We start from the raw sequence: 20384 nt of genomic DNA, 5'->3' as shown, positions 1-20384 counted from the left end.
ACGCCTACGCGTCCGGAAACAGTCCCTGCGACAAGCGGAATGATCGGTTCAGTCCGCATCGACCGGGGCCCCGGCTTTCCGTGCCAGCGGATGATGCGCCGCCACGGCCTGTCGCAGGCGCTCGGACATGACCTGCGTATAGATCTGCGTGGTGGCGATATCGGCATGACCCAGAAGCATCTGGAGCGCCCTCAGATCGGCCCCGTGCGCCAGAAGATGGCTGGCGAACGAATGCCTCAGGACGTGGGGGCTGACGCGGTCCGGATCCAGCCCGGCTTTCAGGGCGCAGGCGAGCAGGATTTTGTCGAATCCCTGCCGCGTGAGATGTTTCTGCGGATCGCGGCCGGGAAAAAGCCAAGGACTGCCGAGATCACGATCGAAATGCACGAGTTGATCCGCCGCCTCCCGCGCACTCTGGGACAAAGGCACCAGTCGTTCGCGTCCGCCTTTCCCGCGCACCAGCAGCATCGGTCCTCGGACATGCACACAGGTTGCCGGCAGGGCCAGCAGTTCGGAAATGCGCAGGCCGGTCGTGTAGAGCAGTTCGAGTGCGGCGCGGGAGACGATGTCCCGGCGTTCGTTTTCATGGCCGCGCGTGCCGGTTTCCAGCAGAAGACGGATTTCGTCTTCATCCAGCGGCCTGGGAAGAGAGGACGTTATTCGGGGGGCCTGCTGGCGCTCGGTCGGATCGTCCTCACGTACCGACTCGAGCATCAGGAAGCGATAGAACTGGCGCAGGCAGGACAGGCGCCGGGCCGCTGTCCGCGCCGCCAGTCCCGCACGGGAGAGTTCAGCAAGATAGGACTGGACCTCCTCTCCCCGCGCTTCGGAAAGGGAGAGCGGCGCGCAGTGCGTTGCGAAGTCGGCGAGGTCCGAGGCGTAGGCCTGACGGGTTTTCAGCGCCGCGCCGCGCTCGGCGGCCAGCATCTCTAGAAAAGCCTCGACATGCCTGCAGTCCCCCTGGACGTCACTGTCGCGCGCCATGAAGAATGGATCAGTGCGTGGGAGCCGGTGCGACCGGAGCAGCAGGCATGGGCTGGGCCGGCGCGGCCCTGGGAGCCGGCATCGTCGGCAGCGGTGTGGAAGGCGTCAGTTGGGCGGCGGGGGCCGCCGGAGCGGCCGCGGCGGGAACGGAAGCCGGAACCATGGCAGGTGCCGGAGCCGGCTGGGCAGCAGGCATCGGTCCGGCTGCCGGCACGGGCGGCATGGCCGGGAGCGCAGCCTGCGGGGTGGCGGAAGCGGCGAACGCGCCTCCGAACAGATCCTTGTGAACCATGGTCTGGGCCGGCGGAGTAGCCGTCATGCCCAGACGCAGAAACGCTCCGCCGGCACCCAGAACAAGAAGGACGGCAACAGCCCCGCCGATCATCGGCAGGCGGAAAAGGGAACGATCAAGATTTGCCATTGAAAAAGGTCTCAAAGTGAGGGCAGGACGTGTTCCTTCTCCTATGATAGGTAGCAGGGCATGTCACGCCTGCCTTTCCCCCTTTCAGCCAAGCCGGAACCCTTTTTCTCGCCCGATGGCATACCGTCACGCACGGTTGTGCTCGTTGGAATGATGGGGGCTGGCAAAACCACCATCGGACGGCGCCTAGCCCAGATCTGCGGGCTGCCGTTCGTGGATGCCGACATCGAGATCGAAAGAGCGGCCGGCTGTTCGATTCCCGAAATCTTCGCCCGCCATGGCGAGGCGTCGTTCCGGGACGGCGAACGCCGCGTCATCCAGCGACTCCTCGACGGCCCACCCTGCATCCTCGCCACGGGCGGTGGGGCCTGGATGGATGCCCAGACGCGCCATCTGGTCCGCCGCCATGCGGTTTCGGTCTGGCTGCGCGCGCCGGTGCACGTCCTCGTCAAGCGGGTTGCCGGACGTGCGGGACGTCCGCTTCTGGCGCAGGGACGGCCGGATGAGGTGCTGGAGCGGCTGGTCGGGCTGCGTTACCCCGTCTACGCCGAGGCGGACATCATTATCGATTGTGGAGATGACACGGTGGAACAGGGCGTGCAGCGCGTACGGGAAGTCCTGGAAGAATATCGCAGGCCGGAGACAGTGCATGTCTCGCTCAGCCATCACAGTTATGATGTGCTGATCGGGCCGGATCTCATTTCGCGGGCCGGAGCCCGGCTGGCCCCTCACCTCCCCCAGAAGCGCGTCGTCATCATTACGGATGCGACCGTGGCTGAACTGCATCTGCCGCGGCTTCTGGCGTCGTTCGAGGACACCGGCATCCGCGCGGATGTGATTTCGGTTCCCGGCGGCGAGGAAAGCAAGTCCCTCGCCTGCTATGGCGAGGTCATGAACCAGCTTCTGTCCACGGGCATTGAGCGCAAGACAACCATTGTCGCTCTGGGGGGCGGAGTCGTGGGCGACCTGGCCGGGTTTGTCGCGGCGACAGCCCTGCGTGGACTGCCCTTCGTGCAGATCCCGACCACACTGCTCTCACAGGTGGACAGCAGCGTCGGCGGCAAAACAGGAATCAATGCCGCAGCGGGCAAAAACCTGATCGGCGCGTTCCATCAGCCCATCGCGGTTCTCGCCGACAGTTCCGCTCTGGCGACCCTGCCCCGTCGCCAGCGCGTTGCGGGATACGCCGAGATCGTCAAATCCGGGCTCATTGCAGATCCGGAGCTTTTCGCCTGGTGCGAAGCGCATGGACACGCGGTGCTGGACGGCGATCCCGCTGCCCTGGCGGAAGCCGTCCGTCAGGCCTGCGCCTTCAAGGCGGCGGTCGTGGCGGCTGATGAAAAGGAACAGGCTTCTGTCGGCGGCCGGGCGCTGCTCAATCTGGGGCATACGTTCGGACACGCCCTGGAAGCGGAACTGGGATATGACGGACGCCTGCTCCACGGCGAAGGGGTCTCGATCGGGATTCACCTGGCCATGGCCCTGTCGGTGGAACTCGGGTACGCGCCCGTCGAGGACCTGCATCGACTGGACCGTCATCTGCGGAGTCTGGGCATGCCGGTGAGCTTTGACTGGTTCCGGGAGTCGTTCTCTGCCGACATACTTCTGCGCCACATGACTCGGGACAAGAAAATGCAGGACGGGAAGGTTGCCTTCGTTTTGCTCCGCGGGATCGGGAAGGCCTTTACGACCCGCGAAATTTCCTCAGAAACAGTGCGTAATCTGCTCATCCGCGAAGGCTGCTGTCCGTGAGGAATGTTAAAATTCCGTCACATGGCAGCTAAATGCCTGTTTTGCTTCCATTTTTGCATAGCTGCTTTCTGCACGAGCCTCTGGCTTCTGGTGGAACCATGAGCTAAGGCAACGTAGACGCGAGGCGTAGATCGTGAAGCGGGCGAAATGGATTGTGGCTTTTATGTCACTCCCCTACCCCGAGTAGAGCCTGAAGACCCTGACTGGCTTTGTCCCGGGGAACTCTGCGCTCTATATGCGCTTATGCATCGCGCTGGGTCCGTTGGTGAAAGCATTTTCCAACGGCTCGAACGTTAGTCACTAAGAGGACGAAAACATGCGTCTCCGCACGGCACTCCTTGCCATGACGTCGATGGTCGCCGCACCGTCGCTTGCCATGGCCAGCACGATCACCGGCCCCTATGTCAACATCGGCGGTGGTTACAATCTGGTTCAGCAGCAGCACGGCTCCTTCTCGCCGACGACGCAGGCTGACGGCACGAGCAGCAACGCTGCTTCGAGCTCCCGCTACCGCCACCACGACGGCTTCACCGGTTTCGGTGCATTCGGCTGGGGCTTCGGTAACGGCCTGCGCGTTGAAGTCGAGGGTCTGTACAACTACTCCCAGATCAACCACCGTCGTCCGACGGCTGTTAACGGCATGACCCACGGGTCCGACCAGGCTTATGGTGGCCTCGTCAACGTGCTGTATGACATCGATCTCGCCAACTTCGGCCTGAACGTCCCCGTCACGCCGTTCGTCGGTGTCGGCGCTGGCTATCTGTGGCAGCACTACAACCCGACCACGACCAACTACGTGAACGGCGCTGTTGACCGCATGGGCGGCACGCAGGGCAGCTTCGCGTACCAGGGCATCGTCGGTGCAGCCTACGACATCCCGAACGTTCCGGGTCTGGCCGTCACGACGGAATACCGCTTCATCGGTCAGGACTTCGTCAACGGTCCGTATCGTTCCACGGCCTACAACGCTTCTGGCGTTCACAAGGGCAACGTGAACTTCGACCAGCGCTTCTCGCACCAGTTCATCCTGGGCCTGCGCTATGCCTTCGACACGGCTCCGCCGCCGCCGCCGCCGGCTCCGGTTGTTGTTCCGCCGGCTCCGACCCCGGCCCGCACGTATCTCGTGTTCTTCGACTGGGACAAGTCTGACCTGACGGGCCGCGCCCGTGAGATCGTTGCCCAGGCAGCCCAGGCTTCCACGCACGTCCAGACGACGCGCATCGAAGTCAACGGCTACACGGATAACTCTGCTGCTCACCCGGGTCCCCGCGGCGAGAAGTACAACCTGGGTCTGTCCAACCGTCGCGCTTCCAGCGTGAAGGCTGAGCTGATCCGTGACGGTGTCCCGGCTGCTGCCATCGACATCCATGGCTATGGCGAGTCCAAGCCGCTGGTTCCGACCGGCCCGAACACCCGCGAGCCGCAGAACCGTCGCGTCGAGATCATCCTGAAGTAATTCAGACATGATCTGACGCCGGGTCTTCGACTTCGGTATTGAGAAAGGCGTCCTTCGGGGCGCCTTTTTCTTTGGGCAAATGCGACGTTCAGGACGAAACTCCGCTTGCGATTGCCTTTCCCGGCACGCTAGAGCCAGCACATCCCGATATTCCGGAGACATGTTCCTTGCGACGCAGCCGTATTTTCTATCCGCGCAGCCGACCGGAAATCATCGATCAGTTCCTGCGCTTTGGAACCGTCGGTGCCTTCGGTTTCCTGGTGGACTGGGGAACGGTTTCCCTGCTGCGCGTTCCTGCTGGTCTGATCGCAGCCACATTGATTGCCTATTTCGTAGCAGCAACAGGGAACTGGTGCCTTAACCGCGTCTGGACATTCCGGCTGTCCGCGGTGGAAAACCAGCACATGGTTCTGCAATGGCTGCGGTTCCTGCTGGCCAATTCATTCGGTTTTCTGCTCAATCGCGGCATGGTGTTCCTGCTTTACGCGACGGTTCCACTAACAGTGCACTATCCTGAGCTTGCGCTGGCGGCAGGCGCCCTGTGCGGCATGGTGGCGAACTTCAATCTTTCCCGTCGTCTTGTCTTCCGGGCGCAGACACCCGAAACACCGCTTGAACTGGTTCAGATGGCTGTGGAGATCCCTGCGGCGGGCCTGACGGCTCCCGAACCTGAACCGGATCTGTCTGCCCTTCCCGACAACGGCATCAGACCGCATGGCCGCAATGACTGAGGGCTGCATTTCCAAGGCGGCCACAATAGTCTAAGGACAGGCAGATTATTTCCCTGTCTTCCCGGAACTGACGCTCCCTCATCATGACCAGCACCAACGATATCAGATCGGCCTTTCTCGAATACTTTGGTTCGCAGGGCCACCGCATCGTTCCTTCGGCATCCCTGGTGCCGCAGAACGACCCGACACTGCTGTTCACCAATGCTGGCATGGTGCCGTTCAAGAACGTCTTCACCGGCCAGGAAACACGCCCCTACTCCCGCGCCACCACGGCGCAGAAGGTCGTGCGCGCAGGTGGTAAGCATAATGATCTCGACAATGTCGGATATACGGCGCGCCACCACACGTTCTTCGAAATGATGGGCAATTTCAGCTTCGGGGATTACTTCAAGCCTGAAGCCATCGAATTCGCCTGGACGCTGCTGACGCGCGATTTCGGACTTCCGAAGGACAAGCTGCTCGCTACCGTCTATGCGAAAGACGAGGACGCGGCGGACCTGTGGAAGAAGATCGCCGGCCTGTCCGACGACCGCATCATCCGCATCGGCACCTCCGATAATTTCTGGCGCATGGGTGATACGGGCCCGTGCGGTCCATGTTCCGAGATCTTCTACGATCACGGCGACAGCGTATTCGGCGGCCCCCCGGGAAGCCCCGATGAAGACGGTGACCGCTTCGTCGAGATCTGGAACCTCGTGTTCATGCAGTTCCTCGACCAGCCGGATGGGTCGCGCGATGCCCTGCCCCGCCCGTCGATCGACACGGGCATGGGACTGGAGCGTTTTGCCGCGATCATGCAGGGCAAGCGCGACAACTACGATACCGACACGATGCGCGCGCTGATCGAAGCTTCAGCCGAAATCATGCACCAGGATGCCGATGGTCCGTTCAAGGCCAGCCATCGCGTTGTGGCCGATCATCTGCGCTCCACCGCGTTCCTGATCGCCGATGGCGTGCTGCCGTCCAAGGAAGGCCGCGGTTATGTGCTGCGTCGCATCATGCGGCGCGCCATGCGTCATCTGCACATCATGGGCGCGAAAGAGCCGGTGTTCTATCGCCTGCTTCCGGCGCTGATCCAGCAGATGGGTGCGGCCTATCCGGAACTCGTGCAGCATCAGGCCCTGATTGCACAGACGATGAAGGGTGAAGAAGAGCGTTTCACCGCTCTTCTGGAACGCGGCCTGACGCTGCTCTCCGACGAACTGGATCGTCTGGGCGACAAGGAAGCCCTTCCGGGCGACGTGGCGTTCAAGCTCTATGACACGTTCGGTTTCCCACTGGATCTGACGCAGGATGCGCTGCGTGAAAAGGGCCGCACGGTTGATGAAGCCGGTTTCGAGACCGCCATGGCCGAGCAGCGCAAGCGTGCGCGTGCGGCCTGGGTCGGCTCGGGAGATGCCGCGGCTGAAACGGTGTGGTTCGACGCACGCGACAAGCACGGTCCGAGCGAGTTCCTCGGTTATGTGTCTGAAAAGGCCGATGCGGAAGTCCAGGGCATTTTCCGTGGCAATGACGAACTGGCCGTGGCTCCTGCGGGGGACGACACGGTTGCGATCCTGCTGAACCAGACGCCGTTCTATGGCGAAAGTGGCGGTCAGGTTGGCGATCATGGAACGCTGACGGCTCCGGGCGTACGCGTCGAGATCACCGATACGCAGAAGCGCAACGGCGACCTGATCGTGCATTACGGCAAGGTTGTCGAAGGGACTCTGAAGCCGGGTATGGCGGTTCATGCCGAAATCGACCATGCACGTCGCACGGCGGTTCGTGGCCATCACTCCGCAACCCATCTTCTGCACGAGGCCCTGCGTCGGCAGATCGGCACGCATGTCACGCAGAAGGGCAGCCTTAATGCGCCGGAGCGTCTGCGCTTCGATATCAGCCAGCCGCGTCCGCTGACGGATGAGGAACTGGCTGCGGTCGAGGCCGAGGTCAATGCCCGCATCCGCGAGAATGCCCCGGTCGAGACGCGCCTGATGACGCAGGAAGAAGCCGTGGCGGAAGGCGCCATGGCGCTGTTCGGCGAGAAGTACGGCGATGAAGTCCGCGTGGTCTCGATGGGCAAGGGCGACGATGATCGTCCGGCCTATTCCATCGAACTGTGCGGCGGCACGCATGTCGGCCGCGTCGGCGAGATCGGGCCGTTCCGGATCGTCTCGGAAAGCGGCGTCTCGGCTGGCGTGCGCCGGATCGAGGCCGTCTGTGGCCTTGCTGCCGAAGCACTGGCGCTGGAAACCGAGAGCCGTCTGAAGCAGATTGCGGATCTGCTCAAGGTTCCGGTTGCCGATGCCGCCTCCCGCGTGGCGGCTCTTCTGGAAGAGCGCAAGTCCCTGACGGCGCAGGTTTCCGATCTTCAGCGCAAGCTCGCGACCGGCGAAGGCACCAGTGCCACGGAAAGCATTAACGGCATTACGCTTTCGGCGCGTGATCTGGGCGATGTCAGTCCCAAGGAACTCAAGGGCCTTGCAGAAAGCATCTCCAAGCAGATCGGTTCGGGTGTCGTGGCGTTGATGTCCAGTGCCGATGGCCGTGGCAGCATCGTGATCGCCGTGACCAAGGACCTCACGGACCGCCTGGATGCGGTCAAGCTGGTGCGCGAGGCTTCGGCGCTGATGGGTGGCAAGGGCGGCGGTGGCCGCCCCGACATGGCGCAGGCCGGCGGTCCGGAGGCGGACTCGGCAACGGTGTTTGCAATGCTGCGCAAGACACTGGAATCTGCATAAGAAAACACGTCATGGTATGTCAGGGCGGTTACAAAGCATGGGTTGACCGGAATCATGCTTTACCTGCCCTGACAAAGCCTTCTAACTGCCCGGTAGTTCAAGATGAAGGAGAACACCATGGCCTGTGGTCGTGATACTCTGGCGAAACTGCTGGGCGGCGTCCGGAAATTCGAAACGGACGTCTATCCGGAAAATGCGGAACTGTTCGAGAGCCTGGCCTCCAGCCAGTCTCCGTCCACCCTGTTCATTACCTGTGCCGACAGCCGGATCAGCCCCAGTCTCATTACCCAGACGGAGCCGGGCGAACTCTTCATCGTTCGCAATGTCGGCAATATCGTGCCTGCCTATGGCGAGATGTTGGGTGGGGTGTCGTCTGCCATTGAATACGCGGTTGGCGCACTCAAGGTGAAGAACGTCATCATCTGCGGTCACTCCAACTGCGGCGCCATGGGCGCGCTGATGGATCTGAACTCGCCGAAGCTCGACAGCCTGCCGACAGTCAAGAGCTGGATGCGCCATGGCGAAGCCGCACGCGCGGCGCTTGGCGATCTGAAGGCCGAGGACGCCGGGCCGGAAGACATCCGTTCGCTTGCCGAATACAACGTACTACTCCAGCTCGTGCATCTGCGCACGCATCCCACAGTCGTCCGGGCGCTGGCACAGGGTGCGCTGAAGCTTCAGGGCTGGTTCTACGACATACCCAAGGGCGAAATCCTCATTCTCGACGAGGGCACGCGCAAGACGCGCACCGTTGAGAACGTGCTTGAGGAAATCCGCGCGACCGAAGGACAGGCAGCCTGAAGCAGGCTGCGGCTTCCATGCTGGCCGGTCTTTTTCTGGCCGGCAGCATGGAGCCCGTTTCGGCCCATACCCTCAAACTCTCGACCTGGAACATGGACTGGCTGACACTCCGCCCGTCCGGAGATCCGGCCCTGCCGGAAGATGTTCCAGGGGGCGAGCACCGCGATTTCGCAAAACTCGCGGCTTATGCCCGACATCTGAACTCGGATGTCGTGGCTTTCGAAGAAACGGACGGCCCCCTCGCCGCATCCCGTGTTTTCAGTTCCACAACCTATCAGATCATCCTGACGCCCGATCCTGTGGTCCAGCGGGTGGGCGTGGCCGTGCGTCGCGACCTGCACGTGACGGTCAACGATGAACTCTCAGCCCTGAACGTCGCAGGCCCGGACGCACCGCACCAGTTGCGGGGGGGGCTGGATGTGACCATCAGCGATGGTCAGGCGAACCTGCGTCTTCTGGTGGTGCATCTCAAGACGGGATGCTGGGACCAGCCGCTGAACCAGCGCCAGCATTCCTGCCCGACTCTGTACCAGCAGGTCCGCATCATGCAGGACTGGATGCTGGAACGGCAGGATGAGGGCGAAGCCTATGCGGTTCTGGGTGACTTCAACCGCCGTCTGACGTTGCATGATCCGCTGATGCAGCAGATCGAGACCGAAACACCTGTTACGCTCACGACGGCGGGCAAGGCCAGTCCCTGCTGGGGCGGGGAATATTTCATCGATCACATCCTGCTGGGTAATGCCGCGCGGAACTGGCTCGTGCCCGACAGCCTGCGGATCATGACCTACAGGAACGATACGGTACCTGCCGGCCTTTCAGATCACTGCCCGGTTTCAGTCCGGCTTGAAATGCCCTGACGGCACGTTGCGGGGCCGGATATTCCGGTCCATGAAAGAGGCCCCTTTCCGCTGCCTCGTCCGGAGCGTCAGATGCCCCCTTCCCCGTCAGAATGGCCTGTGACGCCTCTGGAACCCGACGTCATTATGCAGGTCGGACGTTCCATGCCGGTGCTCTCTCCGGAAATCGAAGCCCGCGTGGCGTCGCACTGGAATGCCGCACTTGCGAAGCATCCCAGCCTGTATAACGGCCGCGTTTTCTGTGCGGATGTAATCGGGCCTGACGTCATCAGCGGTCACTGGTCCGAATACCGCCGGGTTCTCGCCCAGATGCGTGAGCCGGATCTTTACGGCCCGCAAACGCTGCGTCCGCTGGCGGTTGTTGGACTGCTGCGGACTCTCGAGGGGCTCGTGATCGGTCAGCGGTCGGAACACTCCATCTATCTTCCCGGCTACTGGCAGGGCGCTCCGGCGGGTAATGTGGAAAGCCGCGAGGGCGAGGCGGAGATCGATCTGGCGGTCCAGCTTCGGGCGGAATGTCACGAGGAACTGGGTCTGACGGAAGCCGACTGTCAGGTCGGGGGCTGTCTTCTGGCCTGCGAACATCCCCGGACGCATATCGTGGATATCGGAATGGATCTTACCACCACACTGGATTTCGAAGCCCTGAAAGAGCGTTGCCGTCGTCTTGGCAATGCGGAATATCAGGCGCTGAAACTGGTTCAGCCTGATACGGAACTGCCCGAACGGCTCGTCCCCACCCTGTCTGCCATGCTGGAGCAAACCCGATGACCTACCGTATTCTCGATGCCCCGGCCCTGCGGGACTGGCTGGCCCAACGGCATGATCTCTCAGGGCGTCTGGGCGGCGCGGCTGCCGACTGGGACATTCGCGAAGTCAGTGACGGCAATCTCAATACGGTGTTCCTGGTGAATGGTCCGGCGGGAGCATTGTGCTGCAAGCAGGCGCTTCCCCATGTGCGCGTGGCGCCGGACTGGCCGATGCCTCTGGAACGCGCCCTGTATGAGTCGCGCTACATGCAGGCCGTCGCCCCTGCCGTTACGGGGCTGATGCCCGAACTTTTCGCTTATGATCCGGATCTGTTCCTGCTCGTCATGGAATGCCTGACGGACCATGACGTGTTGCGTTCGGCCCTGATCGCCGATCAGGCCGTTCCGGGATTTTCCGCCGTGATCGGGTCGTATGTCGCCCGCACCGTCCACGCGACAGGCTGGGTCAGCCAGCCCTTTGAAACCGGGGCGCATCTGCTGGAACAGTTTTCCGGCAATACCGCCCTTACCCGCATTACGGTCGATCTGATCCTGACGGACCCGTATCGTGTCTGCGACCGCAACCCCGAGCCGGAAGAAGGCCTGCGGGCGGATGTGAAGGCACTTCAGACCGATCAGGTTCTGCATCAGGCCGTCGGACGGCTTCAGGACCGCTTCCTGACAGCCCGGCAGGCCCTGTTGCACGGGGACCTGCATACAGGCTCCATCATGCTGGATGGCACGGATGTACGGGTCATTGACGGTGAGTTCGCAACGATGGGTCCCATCGGCTTTGACTGCGGGCTCTATCTGGGCAATCTGGCGCTACATCTCTGTGCGGCCCCGCACAAGGCGGACGCAATCCGGACAGAGATGCTGGCCTTCTGGCAGAAGTTTTCCGAAGAACTGCGAACCGGCCTTCGGGCAGGCTGCGGAGATATGTGGGCCCTGTCCGGCCCCGCTACCCGACCAGCCCTCATCGAAACCTTCCTGAGCGAAATCCTGCGCGACACGGCCGGGTTCTGCGGGCTGGAGATGATCCGCCGGACCGTCGGGTTTGCTCAGGTGGCGGATTATGATCTCTGCACGACGGAACAGGAGCGTCTGCTCGCACGGCAGAAGGCGCTTCAGATCGGCCGGACGCTGATTGTCGAAGGCGCATCGCTCCGATCCTTCGACAGCGTTCTTTCCCTGATGGGACTGTAAGAAAAAACCCCGCTCCTTACAGAGCGGGGTTTTTCCGTTTCAGACCGAGGCCATGCCGATCTGCTTGATATCGTGGAACTCCAGATCGGGGTTCATCTCGATGGTCCGGCGCATCATGAAGGATGACGTTGCGAGGAAAACCGGATCTCCGTCCAGATCGTCGGCCATGGCGGATCGGTTCAGATCCTGAAACGCCTCGATCTTGGCGCGGTCACCGGTGATCCAGCGGGCCAGAGAATAGGGCGTGCTCTCGAAGCCAATGGCCACGCCGTACTCACCCTGAAGCCGGGACTGAAGCACGTCGAGCTGAAGCGTTCCGACCACGCCCACGATCGGCGAAAGCCCATCCTGCGGGCGGAAGAGCTGAACCACGCCCTCTTCGGCCAGCTCCACAAGAGCCTGACGGAGCTTCTTGGCCTTCATCGCATCATCAAGGCGGACACGACGCAGGATTTCAGGCGCGAAGTGCGGCACGCCGGTGAAGCGCAGGTCTTCGCTTTCGCTCAGCGTATCGCCGATCCGCAATGTGCCATGGTTCGGAATACCCACAACGTCTCCACCGAATGCTTCTTCGGCAAGCTGGCGGTCACGGGCGAAGAAGAACTGCGGCGTGTGCAGGGCAAACTGTTTGCCAGTGCGGACATGCTTGAGACGCATCCCACGGGTCAGACGGCCAGAACACACACGGGCGAACGCCATGCGGTCGCGGTGATTGGGATCCATATTGGCCTGGATTTTGAACACCAGAGCCGTGACCTGATCCTCGCTCGCCTTCACTTCCCGGGTCTCGGTCTGCTGGGCACGCGGGGCCGGGCCATAGGCGACGAGCGCGTCGAGCAGATCCGTAACGCCGATTTCCTTCATGGCCGAGCCGAAGAACACCGGAGACAGATGGCCTGCATCGAAGGATTCACGATCGAATTCCGGCAGGGCGGCTTCGGCCAGTTCGACTTCCTCGCGCATCTGGATGATGCGGGGATCGTCCTCGCCGACGGGCTCCTTGGTGTGCACTTCCTTCGTGCGCAGGTCGTAGGTGCCGATGAACTTTGCGGCACGCCCGATCGGCCAGGTTGCCGGGGACGTATCGAGGGCCAGCGTACTGGCGATTTCATCGAGCAGCGAGAAACAGTCCTGCGCCTCGCGGTCCATCTTGTTGATGAAGGTGACGATGGGGATGTCGCGCAGACGGCAGATTTCGAACAACTTGCGGGTCCGGTCCTCGATGCCCTTGGCGGCGTCGATAACCATGACCGCACAGTCCACGGCCGTCAGGGTACGGTAGGTATCTTCGGAGAAGTCTTCATGGCCTGGCGTGTCGAGCAGGTTGAAGACGCAGTCGCCATATTCGAAGGTCATGACCGAGGTCACGACGGAAATGCCACGATCGCGCTCAATGCCCATCCAGTCGGACTTGGTGCGGCGGCGCTCGCCCTTGGCGCGGACATTGCCCGCCATCTGGATGGCACCACCGGCACGCAGGATACGCTCGGTCAGGGTCGTCTTACCGGCATCCGGATGGGAGATGATGGCAAAGGTGCGCCGCCGGGCGATCTCGCGGTTAATTTCTGCGCTCAACGCCTCTGACATGGTGCCTCCGGTAAAAAGAAAAACCCGGGACTGGAACCTTCATGGTGCCCAGACAGGCAGATCACCTGGCAGCAGAAGCAGAGGACAACCCTGATCGAAGTCTATTCCATCGGGAGGCGGCAATGTGCAGAAGGACCCCTGCCCCGTCAAGGGATGGGAGGGCTACTCGTCCGGAAAATGCCGGTTTGACGACAAAGCCGTCTAATCCACGGTGTTCCCATGAGGTGCGACCCCGGTTCCCATAGGACCTGATGTGGCATAGGCCTCACCAAATTTTTCAATGGCACTCCCTGAGACGGGATCATGCAGGCTGCCGGTATCTGGCGCCTCCCCTTTCCCGCCGGGCAAAACACTGCGCAGGATCTGCCAGACTTTTCCTGCACGCGTAAGGCGCATTGGAGGCGGCGCCATGATCCGTGCCTGCGGGGCATCCACATAATGTCCGGGGCTTCCCGATATCTGTGCAGACGTCACAGTATAAGCAGGCGGAAGATCAGCCGGAATACGCGCTGGCGGAACGAAGGTGTTGATCCCCCTGGACAGGACCGGCGGGCAGAGGAGCATCGGAAGCATTGCGCACAGTCCCGCAGCCATGAGAGGACGCATCCCCGGATCCTTCGCCAATCTCACATTATGGTAACGATCAGCAGAGGCTCGGCGCAACATGAAAGACGCTTGGCATCCACAAAACGAAAAAACGCCGGACGGGAGACCCGCCCGGCGCTTTCCGGTCGCTTTCTGATCCGGGCCAATAGGCCCGGGATCGGATTAGCGGGAGTAGAACTCGACGACCAGGTTCGGTTCCATCTGCACCGGGTACGGCACGTCGGAGAGAACCGGGGTACGAAGGAACGTGCCCTTCATCTGGCGGTGATCGACTTCGACGTATTCCGGCGTGTCGCGCTCACCCGTCTGCACAGCGTCGAGCACGATGGCGAGCTGCTTGGAGGAGTCACGAACCTCGATGACGTCGCCTTCCTTCACGAGGTAGGACGGGATGTTCACCTTCTTGCCGTTGACCGTGACGTGGCCGTGGCTGATGAACTGACGCGAAGCGAACGGCGTGATCGCGAACTTCAGACGGTACACGACGGCGTCCAGACGACGCTCGAGCAGACCGATCAGGTTCTCGGACGTATCGCCCTTGCGACGGACGGCTTCGTCGTAATACTTGCGGAACTGCTTCTCGCTGATGTTGCCGTAGTAGCCCTTGAGCTTCTGCTTGGCCATCAGCTGGATGGAGAAGTCGGACGGCTTCTGCTTGCGGCGCTGACCGTGCTGGCCGGGACCGTATTCGCGACGGTTGACCGGGGACTTGGCACGGCCCCACAGGTTGACGCCGAGGCGGCGATTGATCTTGTACTTGCTCTCAAGACGCTTTGACATGGGTTGACCCCTGTACTCATCAGAACCGCCCCATGCTGCACGGCGGTCCGTTTTGTTGTGCCGGTAGGCCCTTCCCCGGATTGGAAAGGACGGGCGCGCACCCAGATGCCGGGCCGGTGGGATGCAGAATCCCGCACTGATGGTCCGGCCGGTACGTCCACGTTTCCGGCTGTGCCGTCGCGCCTACAGGAGTCCCCGGTTTGGGTCAATCAAAACCTGCTTGCCAGCCCTGTGATTTTCTTGCAGTGGGGGTTCGGAAAATGCGCAACCACTTTATGTCCGGCTGCGCTAACGGTCCGGAACTCCCCCTGTGCTTCTGAAGAAGCGCGCCTTGGGGGAGCAACACGCTTTTTCGAGTTTTTGCATGAAAATCTATCGCTTCAATCCCAAGGCCGGCCGTATCGGCGAAGGCTCCCTCGAAGGACTGGTCCAGTCCCTTGATGCGCCCCTGCCCCCCAAGCCCGGGGAAAGCGTCATCAAGCGTGCTTTCAAGAGATTTGGCCTCGCCCAGATGCACATGTCCCATCTGGTGATCGATGACCGCACCATCTATCTGCGGGGCAAGGCAGACAGCGCCAAAGAACGTGACCAGATGATCCTGGCGGCCGGCAACGTCGCGGGTGTTTCCGCGGTCGAAGCCGAAATTGCAGTACCCGCCGGAACGCCCGATCCGGAGTTCCTGGAGATCAAGACCAGCAAGACTCTGGACGAGGTGGCCGAGAAGCTGCCGCAGGATGTCACGGGTGATGAGCTCCTTGATGCAAATCAACCGCTTGTCACATCCAAGGATGACATTTATCCGGGTCAGACCATCCGTCTGCCAACCGAGAACTGATCCGTCCGTAACGGCTCCTCCCTCTCAGGGAGCCGTTACCGCTTTTCATTATCCGGCAATGGCAGGGCGGTCCTGACCTCCATTCCCGGACTTACTTCTTATGGACTCCATCGAACCTCTCGACGTCGAGCGGGTGCGCCCACCCCACGGTGTCGGACCGGCCATGCTGTCCCTCATGCTGGCAACTTTCACCATCGGAACCGGCGAATTCGCCATGATGGGACTGCTGCCGGAATTCTCCCATTCCCTGAACATCACCATTTCGCAGGCAAGCTGGGCAATCTCGGCCTATGCGATGGGCGTTGTCATCGGCGCCCCGCTGATTGCGATCCTTGGTGCCCGCCTGCCCCGCCGCACGCTCCTGCTCTGCCTGCTGTGCTTGTTCATCGCGGGCAATATCGGCAGCATCCTGATGCCGGGCTTTGCCGGTATCGAACTCATGCGCTTCATCACCGGCCTGCCTCACGGGGCCTTCTTCGGTGTTTCGGCGTTGATCGGCGCGTCGATGGTCGAACGTGCCCGGCGCGGACGGGCCGTCGGGCAGGTGCTGTCGGGCATCATGATCTCGACGGTGATCGGATCGCCGCTCTCTACCTATGCCGCCAATCATGTGGGGTGGCGCGTGGCTTACGGCAGCATCGCAGCACTGGGCGTGTTGTGCTTTGTGGGCATCTGGTTCTTCGCGCCACGCGACAGACCGCATCCGGGCGCAACGGCACTGTCCGAACTCGGCGCATTCAAGCGCCCGCAGGTTCTGCTGACGCTGCTGACCAGTGCGGTCGGATTTGGTGGCCTGTTCGGGATCTATACCTTCCTGACAACCGGGCTGACGCAGGTGACGCATCTGCCGGGCTGGCTGGTCGCCGTCTATCAGGTCGTGTGGGGGCTGGGCATGGTGGCGGGCAATGCGCTTGGTGGCACCATGGCGGATCGCAGCATTGACCGGACGGTGATTGTCTCGCTGACGGCAAGCATCGTCTTCATGCTGGCATTCTGGCTGCTGCTGCCTTCACCCTATGCCATGCTGCCGGTCACATTCCTTGTCCCGGCCGGGATCATCATGCTCTCCCCGGCGCTTCAGACACGTCTGATGGAAGTTGCCGGAGACGCACAGACACTGGCGGCCTCGCTCAACCATTCAGCCTTCAATCTGGCCAACGCCTTTGGCGCCTGGCTGGGCGCCGTACTGGTCAGCTCCGGGTTTGGACTGGGATCGGTTGGCTGGGGTGGAGCCGTGTTCTCGGCTCTGGGTCTGCTGATCTATTTCATCACGATCTGGCAGGGACGGGCTTGCGCATCACACGCAGCAGCCTGATCCCGAAGGCCACGCAGGTCGTGGCCAGCGCCAGCGCCATGCCGATCCACAGGCCTTCCACACCGACATGCTGGTGGAAGGCCAGCCATCCCCCGAAAACCAGACCGATCAGACCATAGCTGGCCACGGCGATCAGCATGGGTGTCACGGCGTCACCACAGCCCCGAAGCGCGCCACTGAACACACATTGCAGCCCATCCACGATCTGATAGAGCCCGGCGGTCCGCAGCAGGATGACGACGAGCGCCGTCGTCTCGGGATCGGGTGCGCGATTCGAGAAGTAAAGCGGCAGGATTTTTTCCGGCCAGATCAGCAGCAGCGAGGATGTGGCGAGGCTCCACATCAGGACGATGCCCGTGCCGGTCAGGGCCGCACGACGGCTCTGCTCCATGCGCCCGGCACCACGCCAGTAAGCCACGCGGACATTGGTCGCCTGCCCGATCGCCAGACACACCATGAACAGCAGGGAACTGACATTCAGCGCCACCTGATGGGCGGCCAGACTATGGGTTCCAAGCTCGCCGGCCCGCAGACTGGTGATCTGGAACATCAGGATTTCAGCCGCTGCCCCCATCATCATGGGCGCCCCCAGCTTCAGCAGGTCTTTCAGAACGTCCCAGCGGACGGGGGCTGGCTTCAGCACCGCCCTGACGCGCGGATGGGTCAGGCACAGTCCGAAAAGTGCAAAACTGACGACCCAGCCGGTCAGCGTTGTGGCGGTTGCAGAACCGTAAAGCCCCATGGCTGGTAGCCCGGCCCAGCCATGAATCAGCGCCGCATTGGTCAGACCATTGCAGACTGCCATGGCTGGCATGATCCACAGCAGCAGCGTCTCCGCCCCCAGCGCCGGAAGCGCTACCCGCAGGACGCCGATGACCGCCAGATCGGGCAAAAGCGACAGCAGAAGGATGTCGATGAAATGGCTGCCGTGAAGCACCACTTCGACCGGCTCTCCCATGATGCCGAAGATCGTCTTTGAGAAAGCCAGCAGCAGGGCACAGGGAATGAACACCGCAATGGCGAGCATGAGCGTCGCACTCATGACGCTGCGACCGTCATGGGACGTCCGGCCGTGTTCTTCGGCGCCGCGTCCATGTGACAGAAGCACCCCCGCTCCGCCGAGAATGGCCTGGAATGTCACCATCGTCGTAAAGAAGAACGTGCTCGACAGGCCACCGATGGCCACTTCCGTCACGCCCAGCCCACCCAGCAGGATCGTATCCGTGACACCCATGGCCATTTCGGAGAGCTGCGACAGGGCAAGGGGCAGAGCGACCCGCACGAGCGCCAGCGCGTGACTGCGTAGGGTTGTCGGATCGGTCGGCGGACTGGAAAGGGCACTGCTCATACGCCCCCTATTACAGGGGCCAAACCTTCCGACAAGAGTAACAAAGCCTGTTGCACCTGAACCAAGGCTGGCGCATTGATCGGCGTATGGCCGATCCTGCTTCAAACGTGCTCCGCCTGCACGATACCCATCTTCGCGACAAGCGACCGTTCACGCCCCTCGATCCTGCGAATGTGCGCGTCTATTTCTGTGGACCGACCGTCTATGACCGCGCGCATCTGGGCAATCTGCGGGCCATGATGTGCGCGGATATCCTCATCCGCCTGCTGCGCACGATGTATCCGCGCGTGACCTATGTCCGCAACGTGACCGACGTGGATGACAAGATCAACGCGCGCGCGAAGGAAAACGGGGAAGACATTTCCGCCCTGACCGAGCGCACGACACAGGCCTTTCATGAAGATCTCGCGTCACTCTTCATTCTGCCGCCCGATATCGAGCCGCGCGCGACCCACCATATCGACGACATGCTGGAAATGATCGGGCGTCTGGTCGAGAACGGCCATGCCTATGTGGCCGAAGGGCATGTGCTGTTCGCGGTGCGCAATTTCCCGTCCTATGGGGAGCTTTCCGGCCGTTCGCTGGATGACATGATTGCGGGTGCGCGTGTTGAAGTCGCGCCCTACAAGCGTGATCCGGGCGATTTCGTGCTGTGGAAACCGTCCGAGCCGGACCTGCCGGGCTGGGACAGCCCGTATGGGCGCGGACGTCCGGGCTGGCATATCGAATGCTCGGCCATGTCACACCGTTATCTGGGCGAGAGCTTCGACATTCATGGTGGCGGCGACGATCTGCTGTTCCCGCATCATGAGAACGAGCGCGCGCAGTCCATGTGCTGCTACCCGCATGGCAAGTTCGCCACGCACTGGGTCCATAACGGGATGCTGCTGTCGAACGGCGAGAAGATGTCGAAGTCGCTCGGCAATTTTTTCACGATCCGCGAAGTGCTGGACCGCTCGCCCGCCGAGCCCCTGCGCCTGCTCTATCTGGGCGCGCATTACCGTTCCACACTGGATTTCAGCTGGGAGAAGCTTGAGGAAGCGCGGCGGGTTCTGGACCGGCTGTACCGGGCGCTGGAACGCGGAAACGCGCAGCCCGGCGCTGCCGTCCCCGCTGCGGTCATGGACGCCCTGTGCGATGACCTGAACACGCCGCTGGCGATTACCGCACTCCATCCGCTGGCGGATGCCGCCATGCAGGGCGATCAGGACGCGGCGTCAGGTCTGCTGGCGGCTGGCAAGATGCTGGGCCTGTTCAATGTCACGCCTGCCGAGTGGTTCCAGTCCGGTGTGGACGCCGGCGCCATCGAAAAGCTGATTGAAGAACGTCTTGCAGCCCGCAAAGCCCGCGATTTCGCTCGTGCCGATGCCATCCGTGCACAGCTTGCGGCTGACGGCATCACTCTTGAAGACGGCCCTGGTGGCACAACATGGCGGAAGACGTAACCATGACCGGACGTGACGGCGGGGCGAATATCGGCCCTCTTGGTGATTTCGATCCGGTCGTGATCCTGGTGCGCCCGCAGCTTGCCGAAAACATCGGCACGACCGCGCGCGCCATGGCAAATGGCGGCCTGTTCCATCTGCGCATCGTGGCCCCGCGTGACGGCTGGCCGCAGGAACGCGCCTGGTATGCATCTTCAGGCGCGGACCGGATTCTGGACGCGGCTCAGGTGTTCGAAACGGTGGACGACGCAGTTGCTGACCTGCACCGCATTTTCGCGACCTGTCCGCGCCCGCGCCATGTGGTCAAGCCGGTCATGACCGCGCGCGGAGCCGCGGCGGAACTGCGTGTTGCGGCCAATCGCGGCCTGCGCACCGGCATTCTGTTCGGCCCCGAGCGTGCCGGACTGGACAACGAGGACATGGCCCGCGCCGATACGCTGGTCCGCTATCCGCTCAACCCGAAATTCATGTCGCTGAACCTCGCACAGGCCGTGTTGATCATGGCCTATGAGTGGTTCCTGACCGAGGACATGACGCCGCCGCGCGAACTCATGACCAATGAGACGCATGTGGCGACCAAGGGGGAGATGGAGAATTTCATGTCCCATCTCATCCGCGATCTGGATGAGACCAATTTCCTTCGAAATGAGCAGAAACGCCCCGGAATGGTGCGGAACCTGCGTCATTTCTTCACCCGAGGCGAAGTGACGGAACAGGAGCTTCGCACCCTTCACGGCGTTGTCAGCGAACTGAGCAGCGCCCGCAGGAACAGGAGCTGACCCCAT

Annotated in this window: 18 protein-coding genes; 12 read left to right on the top strand and 6 right to left on the bottom strand. The window is 62.1% G+C overall.

Going from position 1 to position 20384, the window contains the following annotated elements; translation table 11 throughout:
* Nucleotides 1–48: 48 nt before the first annotated feature.
* Entirely contained in the window at nucleotides 49–984 is a 936-nt protein-coding gene (locus tag HKD31_RS06120) for a tyrosine recombinase (RefSeq protein WP_194264158.1), read from the bottom strand.
* Between the two features lie 10 nt (nucleotides 985–994).
* Nucleotides 995–1405 (bottom strand): hypothetical protein, encoded by a 411-nt coding sequence (locus tag HKD31_RS06115; RefSeq protein WP_194264159.1) that lies wholly within the window; start codon nucleotides 1403–1405, stop codon nucleotides 995–997.
* 60 nt (nucleotides 1406–1465) lie between these two features.
* Between HKD31_RS06115 and aroB the strand changes: the two genes are divergently transcribed.
* The 8 genes from aroB to mtnK all read left to right on the top strand — a co-directional run bounded on the left by aroB (nucleotide 1466) and on the right by mtnK (nucleotide 11683).
* Nucleotides 1466–3157 (top strand): 3-dehydroquinate synthase, encoded by a 1692-nt coding sequence (aroB, locus tag HKD31_RS06110; RefSeq protein ID WP_194264160.1) that lies wholly within the window; start codon nucleotides 1466–1468, stop codon nucleotides 3155–3157.
* Between the two features lie 316 nt (nucleotides 3158–3473).
* Nucleotides 3474–4613, top strand: a complete 1140-nt coding sequence (locus tag HKD31_RS06105) for an OmpA family protein (RefSeq protein WP_041112059.1) — start codon at nucleotides 3474–3476, stop codon at nucleotides 4611–4613.
* A 167-nt stretch (nucleotides 4614–4780) separates the two neighbouring features.
* Entirely contained in the window at nucleotides 4781–5344 is a 564-nt protein-coding gene (locus HKD31_RS06100) for a GtrA family protein (RefSeq protein ID WP_194264161.1), read from the top strand.
* 83 nt (nucleotides 5345–5427) lie between these two features.
* Nucleotides 5428–8067 carry an alanine--tRNA ligase gene (gene alaS, locus HKD31_RS06095; protein ID WP_194264162.1) on the top strand — a complete coding sequence of 880 codons (2640 nt, stop codon included), beginning with the start codon at nucleotides 5428–5430 and terminating at the stop codon, nucleotides 8065–8067.
* Between the two features lie 117 nt (nucleotides 8068–8184).
* Nucleotides 8185–8868: a carbonic anhydrase gene (locus HKD31_RS06090; protein WP_024716826.1), complete on the top strand. Its 684-nt coding sequence runs from the start codon at nucleotides 8185–8187 to the stop codon at nucleotides 8866–8868.
* Between the two features lie 17 nt (nucleotides 8869–8885).
* Nucleotides 8886–9728, top strand: a complete 843-nt coding sequence (locus HKD31_RS06085; RefSeq protein WP_194264163.1) for an exonuclease/endonuclease/phosphatase family protein — start codon at nucleotides 8886–8888, stop codon at nucleotides 9726–9728.
* A 72-nt stretch (nucleotides 9729–9800) separates the two neighbouring features.
* A complete protein-coding gene (locus tag HKD31_RS06080) occupies nucleotides 9801–10499 on the top strand; it encodes a hypothetical protein (protein ID WP_194264164.1) in 699 nt (232 codons plus the stop codon).
* Nucleotides 10496–11683, top strand: a complete 1188-nt coding sequence (gene mtnK, locus HKD31_RS06075; protein ID WP_194264165.1) for an S-methyl-5-thioribose kinase — start codon at nucleotides 10496–10498, stop codon at nucleotides 11681–11683. Before HKD31_RS06080 ends, mtnK begins: the two co-directional genes overlap by 4 nt.
* A gap of 39 nt (nucleotides 11684–11722) precedes the next feature.
* On the opposite strand, the gene HKD31_RS06070 is transcribed toward mtnK, so the two are convergent.
* From HKD31_RS06070 to rpsD, 3 genes are all read right to left on the bottom strand, one after another.
* On the bottom strand, nucleotides 11723–13270 hold the full coding sequence (locus tag HKD31_RS06070) for a peptide chain release factor 3 (RefSeq protein WP_194264166.1): 1548 nt from the start codon (nucleotides 13268–13270) through the stop codon (nucleotides 11723–11725).
* 201 nt (nucleotides 13271–13471) lie between these two features.
* Nucleotides 13472–13876 (bottom strand): hypothetical protein, encoded by a 405-nt coding sequence (locus HKD31_RS06065; protein ID WP_228120253.1) that lies wholly within the window; start codon nucleotides 13874–13876, stop codon nucleotides 13472–13474.
* Nucleotides 13877–14038: 162 nt separating this feature from the next.
* Nucleotides 14039–14656, bottom strand: a complete 618-nt coding sequence (gene rpsD, locus HKD31_RS06060) for a 30S ribosomal protein S4 (RefSeq protein WP_011253300.1) — start codon at nucleotides 14654–14656, stop codon at nucleotides 14039–14041.
* A 364-nt stretch (nucleotides 14657–15020) separates the two neighbouring features.
* On the opposite strand from rpsD, the gene HKD31_RS06055 reads away from it, so the two are divergent.
* Both HKD31_RS06055 and HKD31_RS06050 read left to right on the top strand, forming a co-directional pair.
* Nucleotides 15021–15491, top strand: coding sequence for a BON domain-containing protein (locus HKD31_RS06055; protein ID WP_194264167.1), 471 nt, complete (start codon nucleotides 15021–15023; stop codon nucleotides 15489–15491).
* Nucleotides 15492–15591: 100 nt separating this feature from the next.
* Nucleotides 15592–16806, top strand: a complete 1215-nt coding sequence (locus tag HKD31_RS06050) for an MFS transporter (protein WP_194264168.1) — start codon at nucleotides 15592–15594, stop codon at nucleotides 16804–16806.
* Here HKD31_RS06050 and HKD31_RS06045 read toward each other — a convergent pair.
* Nucleotides 16760–18154: an MATE family efflux transporter gene (locus tag HKD31_RS06045; protein ID WP_062495841.1), complete on the bottom strand. Its 1395-nt coding sequence runs from the start codon at nucleotides 18152–18154 to the stop codon at nucleotides 16760–16762. The two genes, HKD31_RS06050 and HKD31_RS06045, sit on opposite strands and share 47 nt — an antisense overlap.
* Before the next feature lie 86 nt (nucleotides 18155–18240).
* On the opposite strand from HKD31_RS06045, the gene cysS reads away from it, so the two are divergent.
* Together cysS and HKD31_RS06035 are read left to right on the top strand one after the other, a co-directional pair.
* Complete coding sequence (gene cysS, locus HKD31_RS06040) at nucleotides 18241–19599, top strand: cysteine--tRNA ligase (protein ID WP_194264169.1); 1359 nt, start codon at nucleotides 18241–18243, stop codon at nucleotides 19597–19599.
* 2 nt (nucleotides 19600–19601) lie between these two features.
* On the top strand, nucleotides 19602–20378 hold the full coding sequence (locus tag HKD31_RS06035; RefSeq protein WP_194264170.1) for an RNA methyltransferase: 777 nt from the start codon (nucleotides 19602–19604) through the stop codon (nucleotides 20376–20378).
* Nucleotides 20379–20384: the final 6 nt, after the last annotated feature.

Origin of the sequence: Gluconobacter potus (assembly GCF_015244705.1) — a bacterium.
Lineage (GTDB): Bacteria > Pseudomonadota > Alphaproteobacteria > Acetobacterales > Acetobacteraceae > Gluconobacter > Gluconobacter potus.
Note: the sequence above shows the minus strand (reverse complement) of the source record. Positions and strands in the feature narration are given on the sequence as shown.